The organism is Pseudoduganella dura (genome assembly GCF_009727155.1).
In the GTDB taxonomy this organism is placed as follows: domain Bacteria; phylum Pseudomonadota; class Gammaproteobacteria; order Burkholderiales; family Burkholderiaceae_D; genus Rugamonas; species Rugamonas dura.
The window spans coordinates 3,707,713-3,727,171 of the sequence record NZ_WNWM01000002.1; the positions used below are offsets into that span (position 1 = coordinate 3,707,713).

The 19,459-nt window shown below is 65.3% G+C and carries 17 protein-coding genes; 8 read left to right on the plus strand and 9 right to left on the minus strand.

Annotated elements, in window-relative coordinates; genetic code table 11:
* Nucleotides 1-4 precede the first annotated feature (4 nt).
* Nucleotides 5-1,273, minus strand: a complete 1,269-nt coding sequence (locus tag GJV26_RS16245) for a maltoporin (protein ID WP_155709737.1) — start codon at nucleotides 1,271-1,273, stop codon at nucleotides 5-7.
* 327 nt (nucleotides 1,274-1,600) lie between these two features.
* Between GJV26_RS16245 and GJV26_RS16250 the strand changes: the two genes are divergently transcribed.
* The 7 genes from GJV26_RS16250 to GJV26_RS16280 all read left to right on the plus strand — a co-directional run bounded on the left by GJV26_RS16250 (nucleotide 1,601) and on the right by GJV26_RS16280 (nucleotide 9,557).
* Nucleotides 1,601-2,872, plus strand: coding sequence for an ABC transporter substrate-binding protein (locus GJV26_RS16250; protein ID WP_155709738.1), 1,272 nt, complete (start codon nucleotides 1,601-1,603; stop codon nucleotides 2,870-2,872).
* An 18-nt stretch (nucleotides 2,873-2,890) separates the two neighbouring features.
* A complete protein-coding gene (locus GJV26_RS16255) occupies nucleotides 2,891-3,598 on the plus strand; it encodes a response regulator (protein ID WP_155709739.1) in 708 nt (235 codons plus the stop codon).
* A complete protein-coding gene (locus tag GJV26_RS16260; RefSeq protein ID WP_155709740.1) occupies nucleotides 3,591-5,072 on the plus strand; it encodes an ATP-binding protein in 1,482 nt (493 codons plus the stop codon). Before GJV26_RS16255 ends, GJV26_RS16260 begins: the two co-directional genes overlap by 8 nt.
* A gap of 102 nt (nucleotides 5,073-5,174) precedes the next feature.
* Nucleotides 5,175-5,576: a type II TA system antitoxin MqsA family protein gene (locus GJV26_RS16265; RefSeq protein ID WP_155709741.1), complete on the plus strand. Its 402-nt coding sequence runs from the start codon at nucleotides 5,175-5,177 to the stop codon at nucleotides 5,574-5,576.
* A gap of 205 nt (nucleotides 5,577-5,781) precedes the next feature.
* On the plus strand, nucleotides 5,782-6,546 hold the full coding sequence (locus tag GJV26_RS16270) for a gamma-glutamyl-gamma-aminobutyrate hydrolase family protein (RefSeq protein ID WP_155709742.1): 765 nt from the start codon (nucleotides 5,782-5,784) through the stop codon (nucleotides 6,544-6,546).
* Between the two features lie 122 nt (nucleotides 6,547-6,668).
* Nucleotides 6,669-8,039, plus strand: a complete 1,371-nt coding sequence (locus GJV26_RS16275) for a glutamine synthetase family protein (RefSeq protein WP_189441857.1) — start codon at nucleotides 6,669-6,671, stop codon at nucleotides 8,037-8,039.
* Between the two features lie 108 nt (nucleotides 8,040-8,147).
* Nucleotides 8,148-9,557, plus strand: coding sequence for an aspartate aminotransferase family protein (locus GJV26_RS16280; RefSeq protein WP_155709743.1), 1,410 nt, complete (start codon nucleotides 8,148-8,150; stop codon nucleotides 9,555-9,557).
* Between the two features lie 54 nt (nucleotides 9,558-9,611).
* Here GJV26_RS16280 and GJV26_RS16285 read toward each other — a convergent pair whose 3' ends face one another.
* Both GJV26_RS16285 and GJV26_RS16290 read right to left on the minus strand, forming a co-directional pair.
* Nucleotides 9,612-11,075: a high affinity choline transporter 1 gene (locus GJV26_RS16285; protein ID WP_155709744.1), complete on the minus strand. Its 1,464-nt coding sequence runs from the start codon at nucleotides 11,073-11,075 to the stop codon at nucleotides 9,612-9,614.
* Between the two features lie 197 nt (nucleotides 11,076-11,272).
* Nucleotides 11,273-12,820 carry a catalase gene (locus GJV26_RS16290; RefSeq protein WP_371866485.1) on the minus strand — a complete coding sequence of 516 codons (1,548 nt, stop codon included), beginning with the start codon at nucleotides 12,818-12,820 and terminating at the stop codon, nucleotides 11,273-11,275.
* A 161-nt stretch (nucleotides 12,821-12,981) separates the two neighbouring features.
* Between GJV26_RS16290 and GJV26_RS16295 the strand changes: the two genes are divergently transcribed.
* On the plus strand, nucleotides 12,982-14,469 hold the full coding sequence (locus GJV26_RS16295; protein ID WP_155709746.1) for an aldehyde dehydrogenase: 1,488 nt from the start codon (nucleotides 12,982-12,984) through the stop codon (nucleotides 14,467-14,469).
* A 54-nt stretch (nucleotides 14,470-14,523) separates the two neighbouring features.
* On the opposite strand, the gene panB is transcribed toward GJV26_RS16295, so the two are convergent.
* The 6 genes from panB to hda all read right to left on the minus strand — a co-directional run bounded on the left by panB (nucleotide 14,524) and on the right by hda (nucleotide 19,192).
* Nucleotides 14,524-15,384 (minus strand): 3-methyl-2-oxobutanoate hydroxymethyltransferase, encoded by an 861-nt coding sequence (gene panB / locus GJV26_RS16300; protein ID WP_229419324.1) that lies wholly within the window; start codon nucleotides 15,382-15,384, stop codon nucleotides 14,524-14,526.
* A 96-nt stretch (nucleotides 15,385-15,480) separates the two neighbouring features.
* A complete protein-coding gene (locus GJV26_RS16305; protein WP_155709748.1) occupies nucleotides 15,481-15,828 on the minus strand; it encodes a DMT family protein in 348 nt (115 codons plus the stop codon).
* Nucleotides 15,829-15,833: 5 nt separating this feature from the next.
* Nucleotides 15,834-16,322 (minus strand): 2-amino-4-hydroxy-6-hydroxymethyldihydropteridine diphosphokinase, encoded by a 489-nt coding sequence (gene folK, locus GJV26_RS16310; RefSeq protein ID WP_155709749.1) that lies wholly within the window; start codon nucleotides 16,320-16,322, stop codon nucleotides 15,834-15,836.
* Nucleotides 16,323-17,846, minus strand: coding sequence for a polynucleotide adenylyltransferase PcnB (pcnB, locus tag GJV26_RS16315; RefSeq protein ID WP_155709750.1), 1,524 nt, complete (start codon nucleotides 17,844-17,846; stop codon nucleotides 16,323-16,325). It lies immediately after the preceding gene.
* Nucleotides 17,839-18,507, minus strand: a complete 669-nt coding sequence (locus GJV26_RS16320; RefSeq protein ID WP_155709751.1) for a histidinol-phosphatase — start codon at nucleotides 18,505-18,507, stop codon at nucleotides 17,839-17,841. The genes pcnB and GJV26_RS16320 overlap by 8 nt, the downstream gene beginning before the upstream one ends.
* A 19-nt stretch (nucleotides 18,508-18,526) precedes the next feature.
* Complete coding sequence (gene hda / locus GJV26_RS16325; protein ID WP_155709752.1) at nucleotides 18,527-19,192, minus strand: DnaA regulatory inactivator Hda; 666 nt, start codon at nucleotides 19,190-19,192, stop codon at nucleotides 18,527-18,529.
* Nucleotides 19,193-19,459 lie beyond the last annotated feature (267 nt).

Genomic DNA, 19,459 nt, shown 5'->3' on the forward strand with positions numbered 1-19,459 from the left:
CGGCTTACCACCAGGCTTCCAGGTGCACGCCGTAAGAGAATCCGCTGGTATCGGTGCCGTACACCGCTCCCGAGTTGTTGAAAGCGTTCACGGCGGCGGTCGCGGCGTCGTTCCATTTGCCGTAGGTGGCGAACAGGCGCAGCTCGGGGCGCGACCAGTAGTCGCGTGCCAGCGCGATGGTGGGCGCGATCGTCAGTTTCGTCAGGCGCTGCGTGCCCGGAGTGGTCGCCGATTTCAGCGTCGTCACGCCCAGTTCCGCCTGCAGCTTGAAATTGTCGGCCAGCGCATAGGAAGGCCGGGTGCCGAGCGTGTTCCACGTGGCCGAACCATTCGGGCCGTTCCTGTCGCGCTGGTGCAGCGCCACGAAGACGATGCCGAAGTCCCGGGTGGGCTGCAGGTACAGCTCGTCGAAAATGCGCAGGCGGGTGTAGTCCGATCCCAGCAGCGTGCTGCCCGCCGATCCGATGCGTGCGCAGCACGGGCCATCGATGCCGGTGCCCGGCCCTGCGCCGTATTGCACGCCCAGCGTGTTGGTGCCGTCCATCACCTGGCGCTGGCGGTGGAACACCGACAGCTGCCAGCCGTTGTGCGTGCTCTCGTCCTCGCCTTCGGCGGCGATCAGCGACGCGGCGATGTCCAGCGTGCCGCCGGCATTGGCCGGCAGGCCTTCATACAGGAACACGTGGCGCGTGGCGGACGGCGAGTCGATCGTGCGGCCCGTGGCGGGATCGAGGGTATTGAAGTCGTTGTCCTTGAAGATCGCGTAGCTCGCCTTGCCCGGCCCCAGCGGATAGCGGTCGATGCCCGCACCGGTGCCGTTCAGGTTGATGTACTGCAGGTCGAGCATGTGGACGTCCGGGCGCATGTAGTAGCGCTTGCCGGCCCACGCGGTGCCGCCGTTCAGGAAAGGCAGGTTGCGTGCCTCGATGTACGCTTTCGCCAGATCCACCTTGGCGTCGCCGAAATCGGAGCTGTTCTTGAACGCCGTCGCCCACACCGTGGCCACGAAAGTCGCGCCGTTGGCGGCTTTCGCCACTTCCTGCGTATAGCCCAGTTCCGTGAAACTGTCGCACTCGTTGCCGAGGCGGTAGGTCGTCGTGATGCCACCCAGGCCGTAGCAGCTTTGCGTGCCGCCATGGTTGCTGTTGCCGATGCCGGCGCGCAGATAGCCGTGGAACCCTTCCGTATCGTGGTCGCTTGCGGCGGCCGTGGCACAGGCGAACGCCAGCGCCAACGCTGCGCCAACGGGTTTGGCGGCGAACTGTCTGATCATGCGATTTCCGGTCCTTGATTTTATTTGGTTATTGATAACTTCCAACGGGACGGCACAGTAGCACCATGGAAGTCATGACTCCAGCCGCCGCATGAAAGGAGTTGCATTGCCTTAAGTGGCTGATTGTTATGTGATTTTTATATTTTTGGCCGGCGTCGGGCTCACATAAACTTACACAGCGGGGCAGGGCGCCCCGCCCGCATGCAACACTTCGCAACATTTCCCAATGTTCTTTTGCAAATCGTTTTGGAAAGTTACCAAGATGAAATGAGAACTTTCGGGTATATTCCACCCCCCCGGCAAAATTGCCGGCCGGATCACTGCGGGATGAAGCAAATTAACCACCATATTTTTCGCAAGGCACTGGCTGCCCTTTGCCTGGCCGCCTGCGCATGCGGGAGCGCCTCGGCGCGGGATCAACCGCTGCAGGTGCTGCATTGGTGGAAGTCCGCCAGCGAGCGCAACGCGGCGAACCTGATCGCGCAGCGCGTGGGCGCACACGGGGTCGGCTGGCGCGACGCCGTGGTCCCCAGCGGCTCCGGGGTCGGCGCCGGCATCGTGCTGCGCAGCCGCATGCTGGCCAACGATGCGCCGGAAGTGGCGCAGCTGAACGGCATCGTGGTTCGCGACTGGGCGCGCCTGGACCTGCTGCTGAAACTGGACACCGTGGCGGCAGCGGGCAACTGGGACAAGCTGTTGTTGCCGGCCGTCGCCGCCACCATCCGGTACGACGGCCATGTGTATGCCGCGCCGCTCGGCATTCACCGTATCAACACGCTGTTCTACAACCGCAGGCTGCTGCGGCGCCTGGGCCTCGACGCACCTGCCACGTGGGCCGAGTTCGAGCGCATCGCGCCGAAGCTGCAGCAGGCCGGCATCGTGCCGCTGGCCCAGAGCAGCGAACCGTGGCAGGTGGCCACGCTGTTCGAGACGATGGTGCTGGCCGAGGGCGTAGACCTGTACCGCGGCCTGTTCCACCGGGGCGATGTGGCGGCGTACTCGGACCCGCGCCTCGCTGCGGCGCTGCGGCGGCTGCGCGCGGCGAAGCGCTGGATGGGCAGTCCCATCCGGGAACGCAAATGGGGCGACAGCGTGCGCGAGCTTGCCGAAAACCGTTCCGCGATGATGGTCATGGGCGATTGGGCGAAAGGCGAGCTGCTGGCACGCGGCCTGGCGGTGGACGACGACTTCGGGTGCGCGGCGGCGCCGGGGACCGGGCGCTATCACCTGTACAATATCGATACGCTGAGCATGCTGGGCATCCGCCCCGAGGCTCGCGCGGCCCAGGAAAAGCTGGCGGCGCTGGTGCTGTCGCCGTCGCTGCAGGCCGACTATAACCGGATCAAGGGATCGATTTCGGTGTTGCGCCATCCCGCGCTGGCGAAAATGGATGCCTGCGCGCGCGCCTCGTGGCAATTGTTCAACAGCGGCGCCGCGGCCCGGATACCGAGCCTGATGCACCGCATGACCATCGACGAAACCGTGCGCGACGCGATGGTGGCGGAGGTGCACCGCTTTTTCCTGAACGACAGCGTGGCGGTGGACGACACGCAGCGCCGGCTGGGCACCATCGCCCGTACCTTCATCCAGACCAAATAGAATGAGTTCAGTTGCACCATGCGCAGGATCCTGATAGTCGACGACGACAAGAAAACCCGGGTCCTGCTGAAAGCCTACCTGGAAAAGAACCAGTACTCGGTCGACCTGGCGCATGATGGCGCCACGTTCCTGGCCGAATTCAACCGCCATGCGGACGCGCTGTCGATGGTGATCCTGGATGTGATGCTGCCGGATACGGACGGCTTTGCGCTGTGCCGCACGGTGCGGCAGCGTTCGAATGTCCCCATCATCATGCTCACGGCCAGTTCCGACGAGACCGACCGCGTGGTGGGCCTGGAGCTGGGTGCGGACGACTACATTTCAAAGCCCTACAGCCCCCGCGAGCTGCTGGCACGCATCAAGGCCATCCATCGCCGCACCGGGATGAACCATGCCGCCGCGCCGCGCTACTACCGCTTCGCCGGCTTCACGCTCGATACGGTGGAGCGCACCGTCACCGGCCCCGACGGGCTGGTACCGTTGACGGGAATGGACTTCCAGCTGCTGAAGTATTTCGTCGAGCACGCCGGCGACATCCTGGATCGCAGCGTGCTGTGCGAAGGCACGCGCGGGCGCGATGCCGGGCCGATGGATCGCTTCCTCGACGTGCAGATCAGCCGCCTGCGGCTGCGCCTGAACGACAGCAGCGGCAATCCGCGCCTGATCAAGACCGTGCGCGGTGCCGGCTATGTGTTTTCGGCCGATGTGACGGCGGCCCATGCGTGAGGCATCGTATCGGCTGCGCCGGTGGCTGGCCGGGCGCATGCTGCCCGATTCGCTGCAGGGCAGGCTGACGCTGGTGATGGTGAGCGGCGTGCTGTTGACGCAGCTCGCCGGCAATGTCATCTGGACGGCGCAGCGCCGTGCCGAGGCGCGCGAGGAAGTGAAGACGGCGGCGCAGCACCTGGCGCACAGTGCCTCCAGCGCGGTGCGCTTCTTCCTCAGCCTGCCGCCGAACTACCGGCCCCTGATCATCCAGCAGTTCCGCGAGATGGGCGGTACGCGCTTCCTGGTCAACATCAATCGCGCCCCGGTTCCCGTGCGGCCGCTGAAGGGGCGGGAGCTGGCCGATGCCGCGCTCGGGCAACTGCTCGCCACGCTGCAGGAAGACCTGCCCGGCACGCCCGGGCTGCGCGTGGCCTTCGCGTGGCCGGAGCGGCTGCGGGTGGACGACGGCGGCGTCACGCTGGCCGACCTGCCCGAGTCGTGGACCCGGCACATCATGCTGGCCCGGCCCGCGCCCGTGCTGCTGATCCAGGCCGAACTGGAACCCGGCCACTGGCTCTACCTTGCCACCCTGATGCCGAATCCCTATTTCCTCGAAACGGACAACCCGCTCGCTCGCGACAGGTTGCTGCTGCAGGCACTGTCGCTGGCGGCGGTGCTGCTGGTATCGATCCTCGTGGTGCGCTGGATTACCCGTCCGCTGGCGGCGCTGTCGGATGCCGCCACCGCGTTCGGCAAGGGCGAGAATCCGCCTGCGCTGCCGGAAACCGGCAGCCGCGAATTCGTCACGACGGCGCGCGCGTTCGAGGACATGCGCAAGCGTATCGGCCGCTACATGGACGACAGGGAGCGCCTGTTCGTATCGATCTCGCATGACCTGCGCACGCCCATCATGCGGCTCAAGCTGCGCGCCGAGCTGCTCGACGACGACGACCTGCGCGGCGAGTTCCACGACGATCTCGACGAGCTGGACATGATGGTCAAGGGCGCGCTGCAGACCGTGAAGGACAGCGACATCCACGAGAACGCCACCGAGATCCGGCTCGATGCGCTGCTGGGCCGCATGGTGCGCGACGCGCAACTGGCCGGGCACGAGGTATCCTTTGCCGCGTCCGGGCTGACGGTGACGGCCAGGCCGCTGGCACTCAAGCGCGCCATCGGCAACCTCCTGAACAATGCGCTGCAATACGGCGCGCGGGTGGAGCTGGCGGTGGGCGAGGACGGGGGCAACATCGAGATCGTCGTGCGCGACCATGGTCCCGGCGTGCCCGAGACCGCGCTGGCGGGCCTCGGCCAGCCGTATGTGCGGCTCGAACACGGCCGGAGCCGGAACGGCGCCGGCATGGGCCTCGGCCTCAGCATCGCTCGCGGCATCGTGCAGGCACACGGCGGGCAACTGCTGCTGGCGAACGCGGCGGGCGGCGGGTTTCGCGCCACGATCGCGCTGCCGGGAGCCGTCTTCAACCCGCAGTGACCGCTTCGGTTCACGTCGAAACCGGTGCCGCGGGTGCGCCGTCCCGTGGCCGGTCAGCGGTAGAATGCCGCGCATTGCATATGCTATCCGAGGACTGCGATCATGGAGACTTGCCCCGAATGCGGCGCATCCGACCTGGTGCATGACACGCACGGCGTGTCGTACACCTACAGGCACCGCCACACCACGATTCCTGCCGTGGCCGGCTATCACTGCCCCCAATGCGGCGGCGTCGCGCTGGACCGCGCCGCCGTCGACCGTTACGACGAGCTGGTGAACCAGTTCCGGCGCCGCGTCGACAGCGAACTGGTCGAGCCGGCGTATATCCAGGCCGTGCGCAGGAAGCTGCGCCTCGATCCGCGCGAAGCCGACGACCTGATCGGCAGCGGCAGCAATGAATTCGCCTGCTACGAAGCGGGCAGGGCGCAGCCGCACCCCTCCACCGTCAAGCTGCTGAAACTGCTGGACCGGCATCCCGAACTACTGGACGAATTGCGCGATTGACTGCCGCCACCACCGGCATCGCTCATAAAATGCGCGTCAAATCGCGTATATACAGATAAAAATGCCGTAAAAATACGATAACAGCGCTTTAACGCCGCCATCCCGCCCGGCAAGGGCATGCTACGATTTGTTCGCAAGCGTACATTGGAGGAACGGGACTTGTGTTAAATTAAAGCTATCAGTCACCACGCCAGGAGAGCCGCGCATGCGCCGTCCTATCGTCCTCGTGCCAGCATGTACCCGGCAAATCGGGCATTTCCCGAACCATGCCGCCCAGAACAAGTATGTGAATGCCGTGGTGCTCGGCGCGCGTTGCATGCCGCTGGTGTTGCCTGCGCTGGCCGAGCTGACGGACATGGAAGCGGTGCTGCACGTGGCGGACGGCATCATGCTGACCGGTTCGGCGTCAAACGTGCATTCCGACCTGTACGGCCAGCCGATCCGCAACCCGGCGCTGCCGCTGGATGCGGCGCGCGATGCCACCACGCTGCCGCTGATCCGGGCCGCCGTGAAGCGGGGTATTCCGCTGCTGGGGATTTGCCGCGGATTCCAGGAAATCAACGTGGCGCTCGGCGGCACCTTGCACCAGGCGGTGCAGGAACTGCCGGGCATGATGGACCACCGCGACCGCGAAGACGATTCGCTGGAAGTGCAATACGGTCCGGCGCATCCGATCCGCCTGACGAAGGGTGGCAAGTTTGCGGAAATGCTGGGCAACCCGGATGAAATCACCGTCAATTCCCTGCATGGCCAGGGGATCGACCAGCTGGCGCCCGGCGTGACCGTGGAAGCGGTGGCGCACGACGGACTGGTGGAAGCTTATACCGTGAGCGCCGCGCATGGTTTCGCGCTGGCGGTGCAATGGCACCCCGAATGGCGCATCACGGAAAACCCCGACTCCATGAAGATGTTCCTTGCATTCGGCAACGCCTGCCGCGAGTACCAGGCGAGCCGACGGGAGCGGGGCTGATGAATTCATACGAGGCCTGGGCCGGCGGAATCCCTTAGCTATTCTTCCAAGCGAAGTTCAAGGGACGCGGCCGGCACCGGCTGCGCTTATTGACTTACTGGAGCTGAAGAGGGAGTAAACCCGTGGCAATCCGCGAAAATTTCACTTATACCGACATGGACGAGTGGCTCAATGAAAAGCGAGTCACCGAGATCGAATGCCTGGTGCCCGACCTGACCGGCGTCGCCCGCGGCAAGATCCTGCCGCGCGGGAAGTTCACGCAAGAGCGCGGCATGCGCATTCCCGAGGCGGTGCTGGGCATGACCGTCACCGGCAATTCCCCCACCGACGACCCGGCCTACGACCGCGCGATCTCGAACATCGACCGCGACATGATCCTGAAGGCCGACCCCAGCACGATCACGATGGTGCCGTGGGCCACCGACCCGACCGCGCAGGTGATCCACGACTGCTATTTCTCCGACGGCAAGCTGGTCGACTTCGCGCCGCGCTCGGTGCTGCGCCGCGTGCTGAAACTGTACGAGGACAAGGGCTGGAAGCCGGTGGTGGCGCCGGAACTGGAGTTCTACCTGACCGCCAAGATCTCCGACCCGGACCTGCCGCTGAAGGCGCCGGTGGGCCGCAGCGGCCGCGCCGAAACGTCGCGCCAGGTGTACAGCATCGATGCCGTCAACGAATTCGATCCGCTGTTCGAGGACATCTACGATTACTGCGACCTGATGGGGCTGGACGTGGACACGCTGATCCACGAGATCGGCGCCGGCCAGATGGAGATCAACTTCCTGCATGGCGAACCGCTCGGCCTGGCCGACAAGGTGTTCTTCTTCAAGCGCACGCTGCGCGAAGCGGCGCTGAAGCACAACATGTATGCCACGTTCATGGCCAAGCCGATGGCCGGCGAACCCGGCTCGGCGATGCACATCCACCAGAGCATCGTGGATGCGAACACGGGCTGGAACATCTTCTCGAACCAGGATGGCTCGCCGTCGACGCTGTTCAAGCAATACATCGGCGGCCTGCAGCGCTACATGCCCTGCGCGCTGGCGATCGTGGCGCCGTATGTGAATTCCTACCGCCGGCTGGTGCGGCACACGGCCGCGCCGATCAATATCCAGTGGGGTGTCGATAACCGCACCGTTGGCTTCCGTGTGCCGGAATCGGGCATCCAGGACCGCCGCGTGGAAAACCGCATCATCGGCTCCGACGCCAATCCCTACCTGGCGCTGGCCGTCACGCTGGCATGCGGCTACCTGGGCATGACCGAGCAGCTCGAACCCACCGAGATCACCCACGGCAGCGCCTACGAAATGAAATACGAGCTGCCCCAGGGCCTGCCCGAAGCCCTCGGCCTGCTGCGCAAGGAAGAGAAGCTGCGCAGCGTGCTGGGCGAGCGCTTCATCGACGTGTATGCTGCCATCAAGGATCTCGAACACCAGGAATTCATGACCGTCATCAGTCCCTGGGAGCGGGAGCACCTGCTGCTGCACGTATAAACGGTTTATACTGAATCGCCAAGGCAGGGGGCGGTGGCGGGATTGAACCGCCACTTTCCGGAGGCAGTCCCGGTAGCGCCGCTGTCCCGTCTCTTACAGGAGTCAATAATGACCACCACCCCGATCGTGCCGGAACTGCCGGACACCAAGGGCCTGCAGCGGCTCGATGCCGCGCACTACATGCACCCGTTCACGGACCACGCGGCGCTGGCGCAACAGGGCGCGCGCGTGATGGTGCGCGGCGACGGCATCTACCTGTGGGATTCGGACGGGCGCAAGGTGCTCGACGCGATGTCGGGCCTGTGGTGCGTCAACGTCGGCTATGGCCGCCGCAGCATGACCGAAGCGGTGGCGCGGCAGATGGATACGCTGCCGTTCTATAACAGCTTCTTCAACACGACCACCATCCCCGCGGTGCAGCTTGCGGCAAAGCTGGCAAAGCTGGCGCCCGCCGGCTTCGACCACGTCTTCTTCACCGGCTCCGGTTCGGAGGCGAACGACACCAATGTGCGCATGGTGCGCCGCTACTGGGACCTGGCCGGCCAGCCGGAACGCACGGTGATCATCAGCCGCCACAACGCCTACCATGGCAGCACGATGGCCGGCGCGTCGCTGGGGGGCATGAGCGGCATGCACGTGCAGGGCGGCCTGCCGATTCCCGGCATCGTGCACATCGGGCAGCCCTACTATGCCGACCACGGCGCGGGCATGACGCCGGAGGAATTCGGCATCCACGCGGCTGGCTGGCTGGAGGAGCGGATCAGGGAACTGGGCCCGGACAAGGTGGCCGCCTTCATCGGCGAACCGGTGCAGGGCGCCGGCGGCGTCATCATCCCGCCCGCCACCTACTGGCCCGAGATCCGCCGCATCTGCGACAAGTATGACGTGCTGCTGATCGCCGATGAGGTGATCACCGGGTTCGGCCGCCTGGGCACGTGGTTCGCATCGGAGCTTTATGGCATCCGGCCGGACCTGATCACGTTCGCGAAAGGCGTCACGTCCGGCTACATTCCGCTGGGCGGCGTGCTGGTGGGCGACCGCGTTGCGCAGGTGCTGATCGCCGGTGGCGACTTCAATCACGGCTTCACGTATTCCGGCCATCCGGTGGCCTGCGCGGCGGCGCTGGAAAACATCCGCATCCTGGAAGACGAAAAACTGGTCGACCAGGTGGCGCATGACACCGGGCCCTACCTGAAGGAGCGCTTCGCCGCCCTGGCCGCCCATCCGCTGGTGGGCACGGCCGAAAGCCTCGGCTTCGTGGCCGGGCTGTCGCTGGTAAAGCGCAAGGCCGCCAGCGTGCATGACCAGGTGCGCTTCGATCCGGCACTCGGTGTCGGCATGATCTGCCGCGCGCACATGTTCGGCAACGGCATCATCATGCGGGCCGTGGGCGACCGGATGATCATTGCGCCGCCGCTGGTGACGACCCGCGAGCAGGTCGACGAGATGATCGGCAAGATCCGCCTGTGCCTCGACCTCACCCTGGCCGACCTGATGGCCCAGGGCCGGCTGGGCTGACCCGGCTGCCACCTTGACGGCTGGCCTCGCCCGAGGCATGCCCGGGCTGCATGGCTACGCCTTGGCGCCCGCGATGTGAGCGGGTTGTTCCTGGCGGTTCTTCAGCACCTGCGGCGCCAGCGAACCGATGATCATGCCGGCCAGCGCCGCCAGCAGGCCGGCCAGCTGGCCGGGGAATGCCTCGCCCAGGCCTGATATCTGCGGGAAGAACAGCACCCACACGAGGATGCCGGCACCGATCGACAGGATCGCGCCCTGCGTGGTGGCGCGCTTCCAGTACAGGCCCATCACCAGCGGAATGAACGCGCCCACCAGCGTCACCTGGTAGGCCGACGACACCAGTTCATAGATCGACGTGCCCTGCATCGCGATCGCATACGCCAGCACCAGCGCGGCGAAGATCACGATCGTCACGCGCATCGCCAGCAACTGCTGGCGGTCGCTCATGCCCGGCCGCAGGTTCTTCAGGATATTCTCGACGAAGCTGGTGGACGGTGCCAGCAGCGTGGCCGACGACGTGCTCTTGATCGCCGAGAGCAGCGCGCCGAAGAACAGGATCTGCATCACCAGCGGCATCTTCGTCATCACGAACGTGGGCAGCAGGCGCTGGTAATCGTTCTTGGCCAGTTCCATCGCGCTGTCGCCCATCACCACCACGGCGGCGGCCACGATGAACATCGGCACGAAGCCGAACACGATGTAGCTGGCGCCGCCGATCACGGCGCCGGTGCGGGCGGTGGGCGCATCCTTGGCGGACATCACGCGCTGGAACACGTCCTGTTGCGGAATGCTGCCGAACATCATCGTGATCGCCGCGGCAAAAAAGAACATGATGTCGGTGAACGTGGGTTCCGGCAACAGGCGCCACAGGTCGGCCCGCTGCGCCATGTCCAGCACCTTGTCGGCGCCGCCGGCCAGGTCGGCCGCGAAGAACGCGATGATCGTCATGCCCACCACCAGCACGATCATCTGCACGAAGTCGGTGATCGCCACGGCCAGGAAACCGCCCACGACGACATAGATCAGCACCGCCAGGGTGCCGATCACCATGCCGGCTGCCGGCGCCAGCGCGCCGTTCGTCAGCACCGTGAACACCAGGCCCAGCGCCGTGATCTGCGCGGCCACCCAGCCCAGGTAGCTGAGGATGATCGCCACCGAGCAGAAAATCTCGATCCCCTTGCCGTAGCGCTGGCGGTAATAATCGCCGATCGTCAGCAGGTTCAGCTTGTAAAGCTTGGTCGCGAAGAACAGGCCCACCAGGATCAGGCAGGTGCCGGCGCCGAACGGGTCTTCGATCACGGCGTTCAGGCCGCCCTGCACGAACCTCGCCGGCACGCCCATCACCGTCTCGGCGCCGAACCAGGTGGCAAACGTTGTCGTGATGACCATGACCAGTGGCAGGCTGCGGCCGGCAACGGCAAAGTCGCTCGTGTTCTTGATCCGCGTGCCCGCCCACATGCCGAGGCCCAGCGTTCCCAGGAGATAAAGGGCGACGAAAATGATCAGAGTGGTGTTCATGCGCGTGGAGCTTTCGGGGACGGAAAAGAGCGGGCGGAAAATTCCGGATTATAAAGGCAGGATCCGGCGGTTGGCTCAACTTTAGCGGGGATTCGTCTCCGTATGTTGTGCTGGTGCGTAAACAGGGACGGGCCGCCGTTTCAGGGGGAAACCCTGAAACGGCGGCCCGTCATGCCATGGCGGCACTTGTTCCGTGCTTATTCCTTCAGCGCGCCGGCCAGTTCAGCCACTTTCGCGCCATCGGCACCCACCGCCTTCACGAGGCGCTTGCCGTAATCGGCATCGGCCTTCCAGAAGTGCGACAGCATCGTGTACAGGTTCACCCCATTCTTCACCCGCTTCAGGTCGCCGGAAAGGTTGGCGACCAGGTCGTCCTTGTCCCGTGCCGACAGTGCGCGGTAGAAGTCGCCGGCCTGGCGGAAGTTCAGCGTTTTCGCGATGCGCTGCTGCTGCGTGGTGCCGGTCAGCGGCAGGTTGCTGCTGCGCGCATTCGGGTCTTCGGCCAGGTTGGCGATACGGCTCGGCTGGTAGTTCACGGTTCCCTTGCGGCCGTCGATGTTCATCGCGCCATCCTGCTGGTGATTGCGCACCGGGACCAGCGGCTTGTTGATCGGCAGCGACTGGAAGTTGGCGCCCAGGCGGTGGAACTGCGTGTCCACGTACGAGAACAGGCGGCCCTGCAGCATGCGGTCTTCCGAGGCTTCGATGCCCGGCACCAGGTTGCCCGGCGCCATGGCGACCTGCTCGGTCGCCTCGAAGAAGTTCTCGGGCACCTTGTTCAACACCATCGTGCCCACTTTGCGCTCGGGGATGTCCGGCCAGATCTTGGTGGCATCGAGCGGATCGAAGTCGAACTTGTCCAGGTCGGCTGGCTTGAGGATCTGCACCGTCAGGTCCCAGGTCGGGAACTTGCCGGCATTGATCGATTCATACAGGTCGACCGTGGCATGGCTGGTGCTCTTGCCCTGGATGACCGGGATCTCCTGCGGGCGCAGGTTGCGCTCGCCCTGGCGCGATTTCCAGGCGAACTTGGCGTACACGTATTCACCCTTCGCGTTGACCAGTTTCAGCGCATGCACGCTGCTGCCGTTCATTTCGCGGTAGCTTGCCGGGGTACCCCAGTTCGAGTACACGCGGGTCAGCATCGCCGTCGCTTCCGGGATATGCGAGAAGAAGTCGAACACGCGCTCCGGCTCCTGCACGTTGGTGACCGGATCGGGCTTGAGGGAATGGATCATGTCCGGGAACTTGATCGCGTCGCGGATGAAGAAGATCGGCAGGTTGTTGCCGACCAGATCCCAGTTGCCTTCCTGCGTATAGAACTTGGTGGCGAAGCCGCGCGGGTCGCGCGTGGTCTCGGCGCCGGAGCGGCCCGGGATCACGGTCGAAAAGCGCACGAACACCGGCGTGACGGTGCCCCTGGCGAACAGCTTTGCGCGGGTCAGGTCGGACAGGTCGTCCGTGGTGGTGAACGTGCCGTGCGCACCGGTGCCGGTGGCGTGCACCACGCGTTCGGGAATGCGCTCGCGGTCGAAGCGCTGCAGCTTTTGCACCAGGTGCACATCCTGCAGCAGGGCAGGGCCGCCGGGGCCCGCAGTCTGGCTGTTCTGGTTGTCGCCCACCGGGGCGCCGTTGTCTTTCGTCAAGGTTTGCGCGTGCACGCCAGTCGACATCGCTGTCAGTGCGGACACGATGGCCATCGCGCACAGCAGTGCGCGGCCAGGCCTGGAAGCCATGAATTCCATATACTATACCTATCAAATTGAATGGTTAATGAATGCTTATGCTATCGTCTGCGATGGCATTGTTGAAATTCATTGTAACTATCGATCCGATAGTCGATGCCTAAGGGGTGCTGCGTTCGCGAGGCCGGCGGTAGAATCGTCGCAACCAAGAGGAGACACGCATGAACGACATCGCCAGCTGGCATGCGCGCGCCGGCGCATTGACCATCGACGGCCGCGCCTTCATCGGCGGCGCGCGCACCTGGTCGCGCACGCGGCAGCAATTCGACAACCGCTCCCCCATCGATGGCCGCGAACTGGGTCCGGTCGCCCGTTGCGGCGCCGAGGATGTCGACGCGGCCGTCGCGATTGCGCGTGCCGCGTTCGACGACGGCCGCTGGGCCGGCATGGCGCCGGCAAGGCGCAAGCGCATCCTCGTCACGTTCGCCGACCTGATGGTGCAGTATCGCGACGAGCTGGCGCTGCTGGAAACGCTCGACATGGGCAAGCCGATCAAATACAGCCTGGCCGTCGACGTGGCCGGCGCGGCGAACTGCATCCGCTGGTATGGCGAAGCGATCGACAAGGTATATGGCGAAATCGCCCCCACCGGCAGCGACAGCCTGGCGCTGATCACGCGCGAACCGGTCGGCGTGGTGGCCGCGATCGTGCCGTGGAATTACCCGATGCTGATGGCGTCGTGGAAGATCGCCCCGGCGCTGGCCGCCGGCAACAGCGTGGTGCTGAAACCTTCCGAAAAATCGCCGTTGACGGCGCTGCGCCTGGCGGAACTGGCGCTCGAGGCGGGCATTCCGCCCGGCGTGTTCAACGTGCTGCCCGGTTTCGGCAACGAGGCGGGCAGCGCGCTGGCCCTGCACATGGATGTCGACTGCATCGGCTTTACCGGCTCCACCCGCGTGGGCAGGCAGATCCTGCAGATGGCCGGCCAGTCGAACCTGAAGCGCGCGTGGACCGAGCTGGGCGGCAAGTCGGCCAACATCGTCTGCGCCGATTGCCCGGACCTGGATGCGGCGGTGGCGGCGTCGATCGGCTCGATCTTCTTCAACCAGGGCGAGAGCTGCAACGCGCCGTCGCGCCTGTTCGTGGAAGAGTCGGTCCGCGAACGCTTTATCGAAAAGGCGCTGGCCCTGGTTCCCGCTTTCGCGCCCGGCGATCCGCTCGACCCGGATACGGTGATGGGCGCGATCGTCGACGACGTCCAGCTGGCCACGGTGATGAAATACATCGGCGAAGGCCAGGCCGCCGGAGCGCGGCTGCTGGCCGGCGGCGAGCGCGTGCGGCTCGATACGGGTGGCTACTACGTGGCGCCCACGATCTTCGACAACGTCGACAGCTCCATGAGCATCGCCCGCGAGGAGATCTTCGGGCCCGTGCTGTCGGTGCTGAGTTTTACCTCGCTCGACGAAGCGGTCAGGCAGGCCAATGCCACGCAATACGGATTGCACGCGGCCGTGTGGACATCCGATTTGTCGAAGGCCATCAGGACCTCGCGCGCGCTGCGCGCAGGCACCGTGCACGTGAACCAGTACGACAACGACGACATCACCGTGCCGTTCGGCGGCTACAAGCAGTCCGGCAACGGCCGCGACAAGTCGCTGCACGCGTTCGACAAGTACACGGAGCTCAAGACCACCTGGATCCAGATATAGGGAGAAGCGCCAGGCTCACGGGGACAGGCCGGTTCCGGCCTGTCCCGGATCTCGTCAGAAGCAGTGTTCGAGGGCGGGGAAGCTGCCGTCCTTCACGGCGCCGACATAGGCCGAGAATGCCGCTTCGATGGTCGGCTGGCCGTCCATGAAGTTCTTCACGAAGCGCGCCTTGCGGCCGGGGAAGACGCCCAGCAGGTCGTGCATCACCAGCACCTGGCCGGAGCAGTCGGGGCCGGCGCCGATGCCGATCGTGGGGATCGACAGTGCCTCGGTCACCGCCTTGCCGACGCTCGACGGCACCGCTTCGAGCAGTACGATCGAGGCGCCGGCCGCCTGCAGCTTCAGCGCGTCCGCCTTCAGCGCCTCGGCGCTTTCGAGCGTCTTGCCCTGCACCTTGTAGCCGCCCAGCTGGTGGACGAACTGCGGCGTGAGCCCGATGTGCGCGCATACCGGCACGCCGCGCTCGACGAGGAAACGCACCGTGTCGGCCAGCCAGCCGGCACCTTCGATCTTGACGATGTGCGCGCCGGCCTGCATCAGCTGCACGCAGCTGGCCAGGGCCTGTTCCGGCGTGCCGTAGCTGCCGAACGGCAGGTCGGCCATGATCATCGCGGACCTGGCGCCGCGCGCCACGGCGGCGGTGTGATACGCCACTTCCTGCACGGTGACGGGCAGCGTGGACGTGTGGCCGTTGCAGACCATGCCCAGCGAATCGCCGATCAGCAGCACTTCGACGCCGCTCTTTTCCATCAGCGCGGCAAAGCTGGCGTCGTAGCACGTCAGCATCGAAATCTTTTCGCCGGCGGCGCGCAGCGCGTTCAGCGCCGGAATCGTGACGGCCTTGTTCGCCACCGCTTTTGGCGGTGCCGGCGTGCCGTTCTGGGCCGTCGCCTGGGCAGGCGCGGTCCCGGACATTTCTTTACCCTGCAGATAACCAGACATGGAAGTCCTCAAATAAAATCGTTACGGCGCGTATTCTAAACCCCGCCGCACGACCGTGCTGAATCGGCGTCAGGATCTGAAAATGAAGTACACGGCGCCGACCAGGCACAAGCCCGCCCAGATGAAATCCGTCTTGAACGGCTGGTTCATGTAGAGCATCGCGAACGGCACGAACACGACGAGCGTGATCACTTCCTGCATGATCTTCAGCTGCGCCAGGCTGTACTGCGTGTAGCCGATCCGGTTGGCCGGCACCTGCAGCAGGTATTCGAACAGCGCGATGCCCCAGCTGGCGAACGCGGCGATGTACCATGCCTTGGCGGAGAAATTCTTCAGGTGGCCATACCAGGCCACCGTCATGAACACGTTCGACAGGGTCAGCAGCCCCACGGTCTGCACGATGACGGGAATCTGCATTCAGCTCACTTCGAATCGGTTTCGGCCAGGCGCTCGATGCGCTGGCCGGCCACGCCGGGCACGAAGGGCGCCGCGGCGCCAAGGCCGGGCACCGCGATGTCCGGGGCGATTTCCAGCAGCGGCACCAGCACGAACGCGCGCTCTGTCATGCGCGGATGCGGCACCGTCAGCGTGGGGGTATCGATGATGTCGTGACCGTAGAGCAGCACGTCGAGGTCGAGCGTGCGCGGCGCGTTGCGGTAGGGGCGCTCGCGGCCGTGTTCCTGCTCGATCGCGAACAGCGCGGCGAGCAGCGCATGCGGCGCCAGCGCGGTGTCGATGCGGGCCACGGCGTTGATGTAATCGTCGCCGGAAGAGTCGACCGGCGCGGTGCGGTACAGGCCCGACACCGCCGTGACGGCGATGCCGGGCACGCGCCGCAGCCGCGCCACGGCGTCGAGCGCATTGGCGCGCGCGTCGCCCAGGTTGGCGCCGATGGCGACGAACGCTTCCATCTAGTCGACCGTTGGTGTCGACGGTACGTCCGCCGGTCCGCCTTCGTCGCCGCGCTTGCGGCGCGGGCCGCGGCGGCGGCGCTTCGCCGCCGGTGCCGGCATGTCGTCGCCGGGGTTGTCGTATTCGCCTTCGGCGTCGGCATGCACTTCCTCGCCCTCGAAACCGCCGTCGTCATCGGACTGTTCGCCGGTGTCATCCTCGCCGACGCGAATGCCGCGGCGTGGCGGGCGCTTGCGCTTGGCGCCGGCGCCACCGCTGGAAATGGCCGACACCATCTCGGCACGCGCGAATTCGTCGGCTTCGTAGAACGCGGTCCACCAGTCGCCCAGCTCCCGGTCGATCTCGCCGGAGGAACAGCGCAGCAGCAGGAAATCGTAGCCGGCGCGGAAGCGCACGTGTTCCAGCAGCTTGTACGGGTTCTTGCCGTTGCGGCGCTCGAAGCGCGGCTGCATGGCCCAGATGTCGCGCATGTCGGAACCGATCTTGCGCTGCAGCGCCAGCTTCTCGGTCTGCGATTCCAGCACTTCGTCCGCCGACAGGTGCAGCGCCGGGATCGGGAATTCGCCGGCAGCCTGGTAGGCGTTCCACTTTTCCAGCACCTGGTGCCACAGCAGCGATGCGAACAGGAAGCCCGGCGATACCGTCTTGCCCGAGGCGATGCGCTTGTCCGTCGCTTCCAGTGCCAGCGTCACGAACCTGAAGCCCAGCGGCTGCTCCAGCACCACGTCCAGCAACGGCAGCAGGCCATGGTGCAGGCCGGCCTTGCGCAGCTGCAGCAGGCAGGCGAGGGCGCTGCCGCTCATCAGCAGCTTGAGCATCTCGTCGAACACCCGCGCTGCCGGCACGTTGTTGATCAGCGGCGCCATCACGGCGATCGGCGCGGCGGTGGTCGGCTCGATCTCGAACTTCAGCTTGGCGGCAAAGCGCACCACGCGCAGCATGCGCACCGGGTCTTCGCGATAGCGCGCCTCGGGCTGGCCGATGATGCGCAGCAGCTTGGCGCGCATGTCGCGCATGCCGCCGTGGTAATCGAGCACCTGCTGGGTAGCCGGGTTGTAGTACATCGCATTGATCGTGAAGTCGCGGCGCTCCGCGTCCTCGGCCTGGCTGCCGAACGTGTTATCGCGCAGCACGCGGCCGTGTTCGTCCTTCGGCGCGTGGTCGGTGGCGGTGCCGCGGAAGGTGGTCACTTCCAGCAGGTCCTGCCCGAACATCACGTGCACGATCTGGAAGCGGCGGCCGATGATGAATGCGCGGCGGAACAGTTTTTTCACCTGTTCCGGCGTGGCGTTGGTGGCGATGTCGAAATCTTTCGGCTTTATGCCCAGCAGCAGGTCGCGTACCGCGCCGCCGACGACGAAGGCTTCGAAGCCGGCTTCCTGCAGCGAGGAGGTGACGCGCACCGCGTTGGACGACACCAGTTTCGGGTCGATGCCGTGCTGTTCCGGGCCCAGGATTTCGGGTTCGTTGCTGCCTGGGGCATCCTTGACGCCCAGGATCTTGCGGATGAATTTCTTAATCATTGAATAGATGGAGTAGAGTCCAGCCCTGCTCGTTGGCGTGACGGGTCAGGACGGCATTCGGGTTGGTGGCCACGGGGTGCGAGACGATCGACAGCAGCGGCAGGTCGTTGTGCGAGTCGCTGTAGAAGTACACGTGGTCGAAGTGCTCGAGCGTTTTCCCCATCTGTTCCAGCCATGCCCTGGTGTGCAGGATCTTGCCGTGGCCCTGCGTGGGCGTGCCGTTCAGGCGGCCGGTGATGCGGCCATCGACGATTTCCGGCAGCGCGGCGATCAGGTAATCGACGCCGAAGGCCTTCGCGATCGGCGCGGTCACGAAATGATTCGTGGCAGTGACGATGGCCACCAGGTCGCCGGCATCGAGGTGCCGTTGCAGCAGAGCGCGCGCCGAGGGCAGGATGTTCGGCTCGATCACTTCGCTCATGAACTGCTGCTGCAGCCCGGCCAGCTGTGCCGGGTCGAACGTGGCCAGCGTGCCGAGCGCGAACTCGAGGTATTCCACCGGGTCGAGCGTGCCGGCCTGGTATTGGGCGAAGAATTCGTCGTTGCGGCGCGCAAAGGCGGCGGCGTCGACGGCGCCCTGGCGGCACAGGAACTGCCCCCATTCGTAATCGGAATCGATGGGCAGCAGGGTGTGGTCGAGGTCGAACAGGGCCAGGTTCATGGGGGTTTTCAATCCGCTTTCAATCTTTTTCCGCCTGCAGCCACTCGCGCAGCAGCGGCAGGGTGATCGGACGTTGGGTTTCCAGGGAATATTGGTCGAGCGAGTCCAGCATCGAGGACAGCGAGCGCATGTCGCGCCGGAAATGGGACAGCAAATAGGGTAACACGCCGGGCGACAGCGTCAAGCCGCGGCTGGCTGCGGCCTGGGACAGCGCGGCCACCTTCTCGTCGTCGGAAAGGCCGTGCAGCTGGTAGATCAGGCCCCAGCCCATGCGCGTGCGCAGGTCTTCGCGCACCGGCAGCACGGCCGGCGCCACCGCGCCGCTGCACACCATGTACGCGTTGTTGGCGCGGATTTCGTTGAACAGCGCGAACGCATCGATCTGGGCCACCGGCGACAGCTTTTCGCAATCGTCGAGCAGGTACAGGTCGATCTCGGGCGAATAGACGAATTCCGATTCGATCGAGAACGGCGAAATGTAGCGCGCGCGGTCGGTGGCGGCCAGGGCTTTCAGCAGGTGCGTCTTGCCGGCGCCCATTTCGCCCCACAGGTACGCGAAATGCTCGCGCGACGTGCGGCCGGCGAACTGGCGCATCAGCGCCGCCACCTCGGCATTGCCGCCCACCTCGAACGATTCGAGCGTGTGGACCGGCTCGGCCCCCAGGTCCAGCACCAGCTGTTTCATGCGTGCCGCCCCGGAGTGATGGTCATTTGAATAATGTTTTCGCTTGTCACACCGTGCATTATATAAAAGGAAAATACAAAGCCGGTGCGGCGAGCGCTGCCATCCATGCCATCCCGCGCGGTGCCGTTTGTTTTTGTCGTGCGGTCGGGGAGAAGGGCATGGAGGCGAAATATGGCGAATTGGCGGGAACGTTTTGCTAAAATAGCGGACTTACTGTCAAAATAGCGGACTTACTGGCGAAAATGCTGCATTCGCCTTCTCGCATCC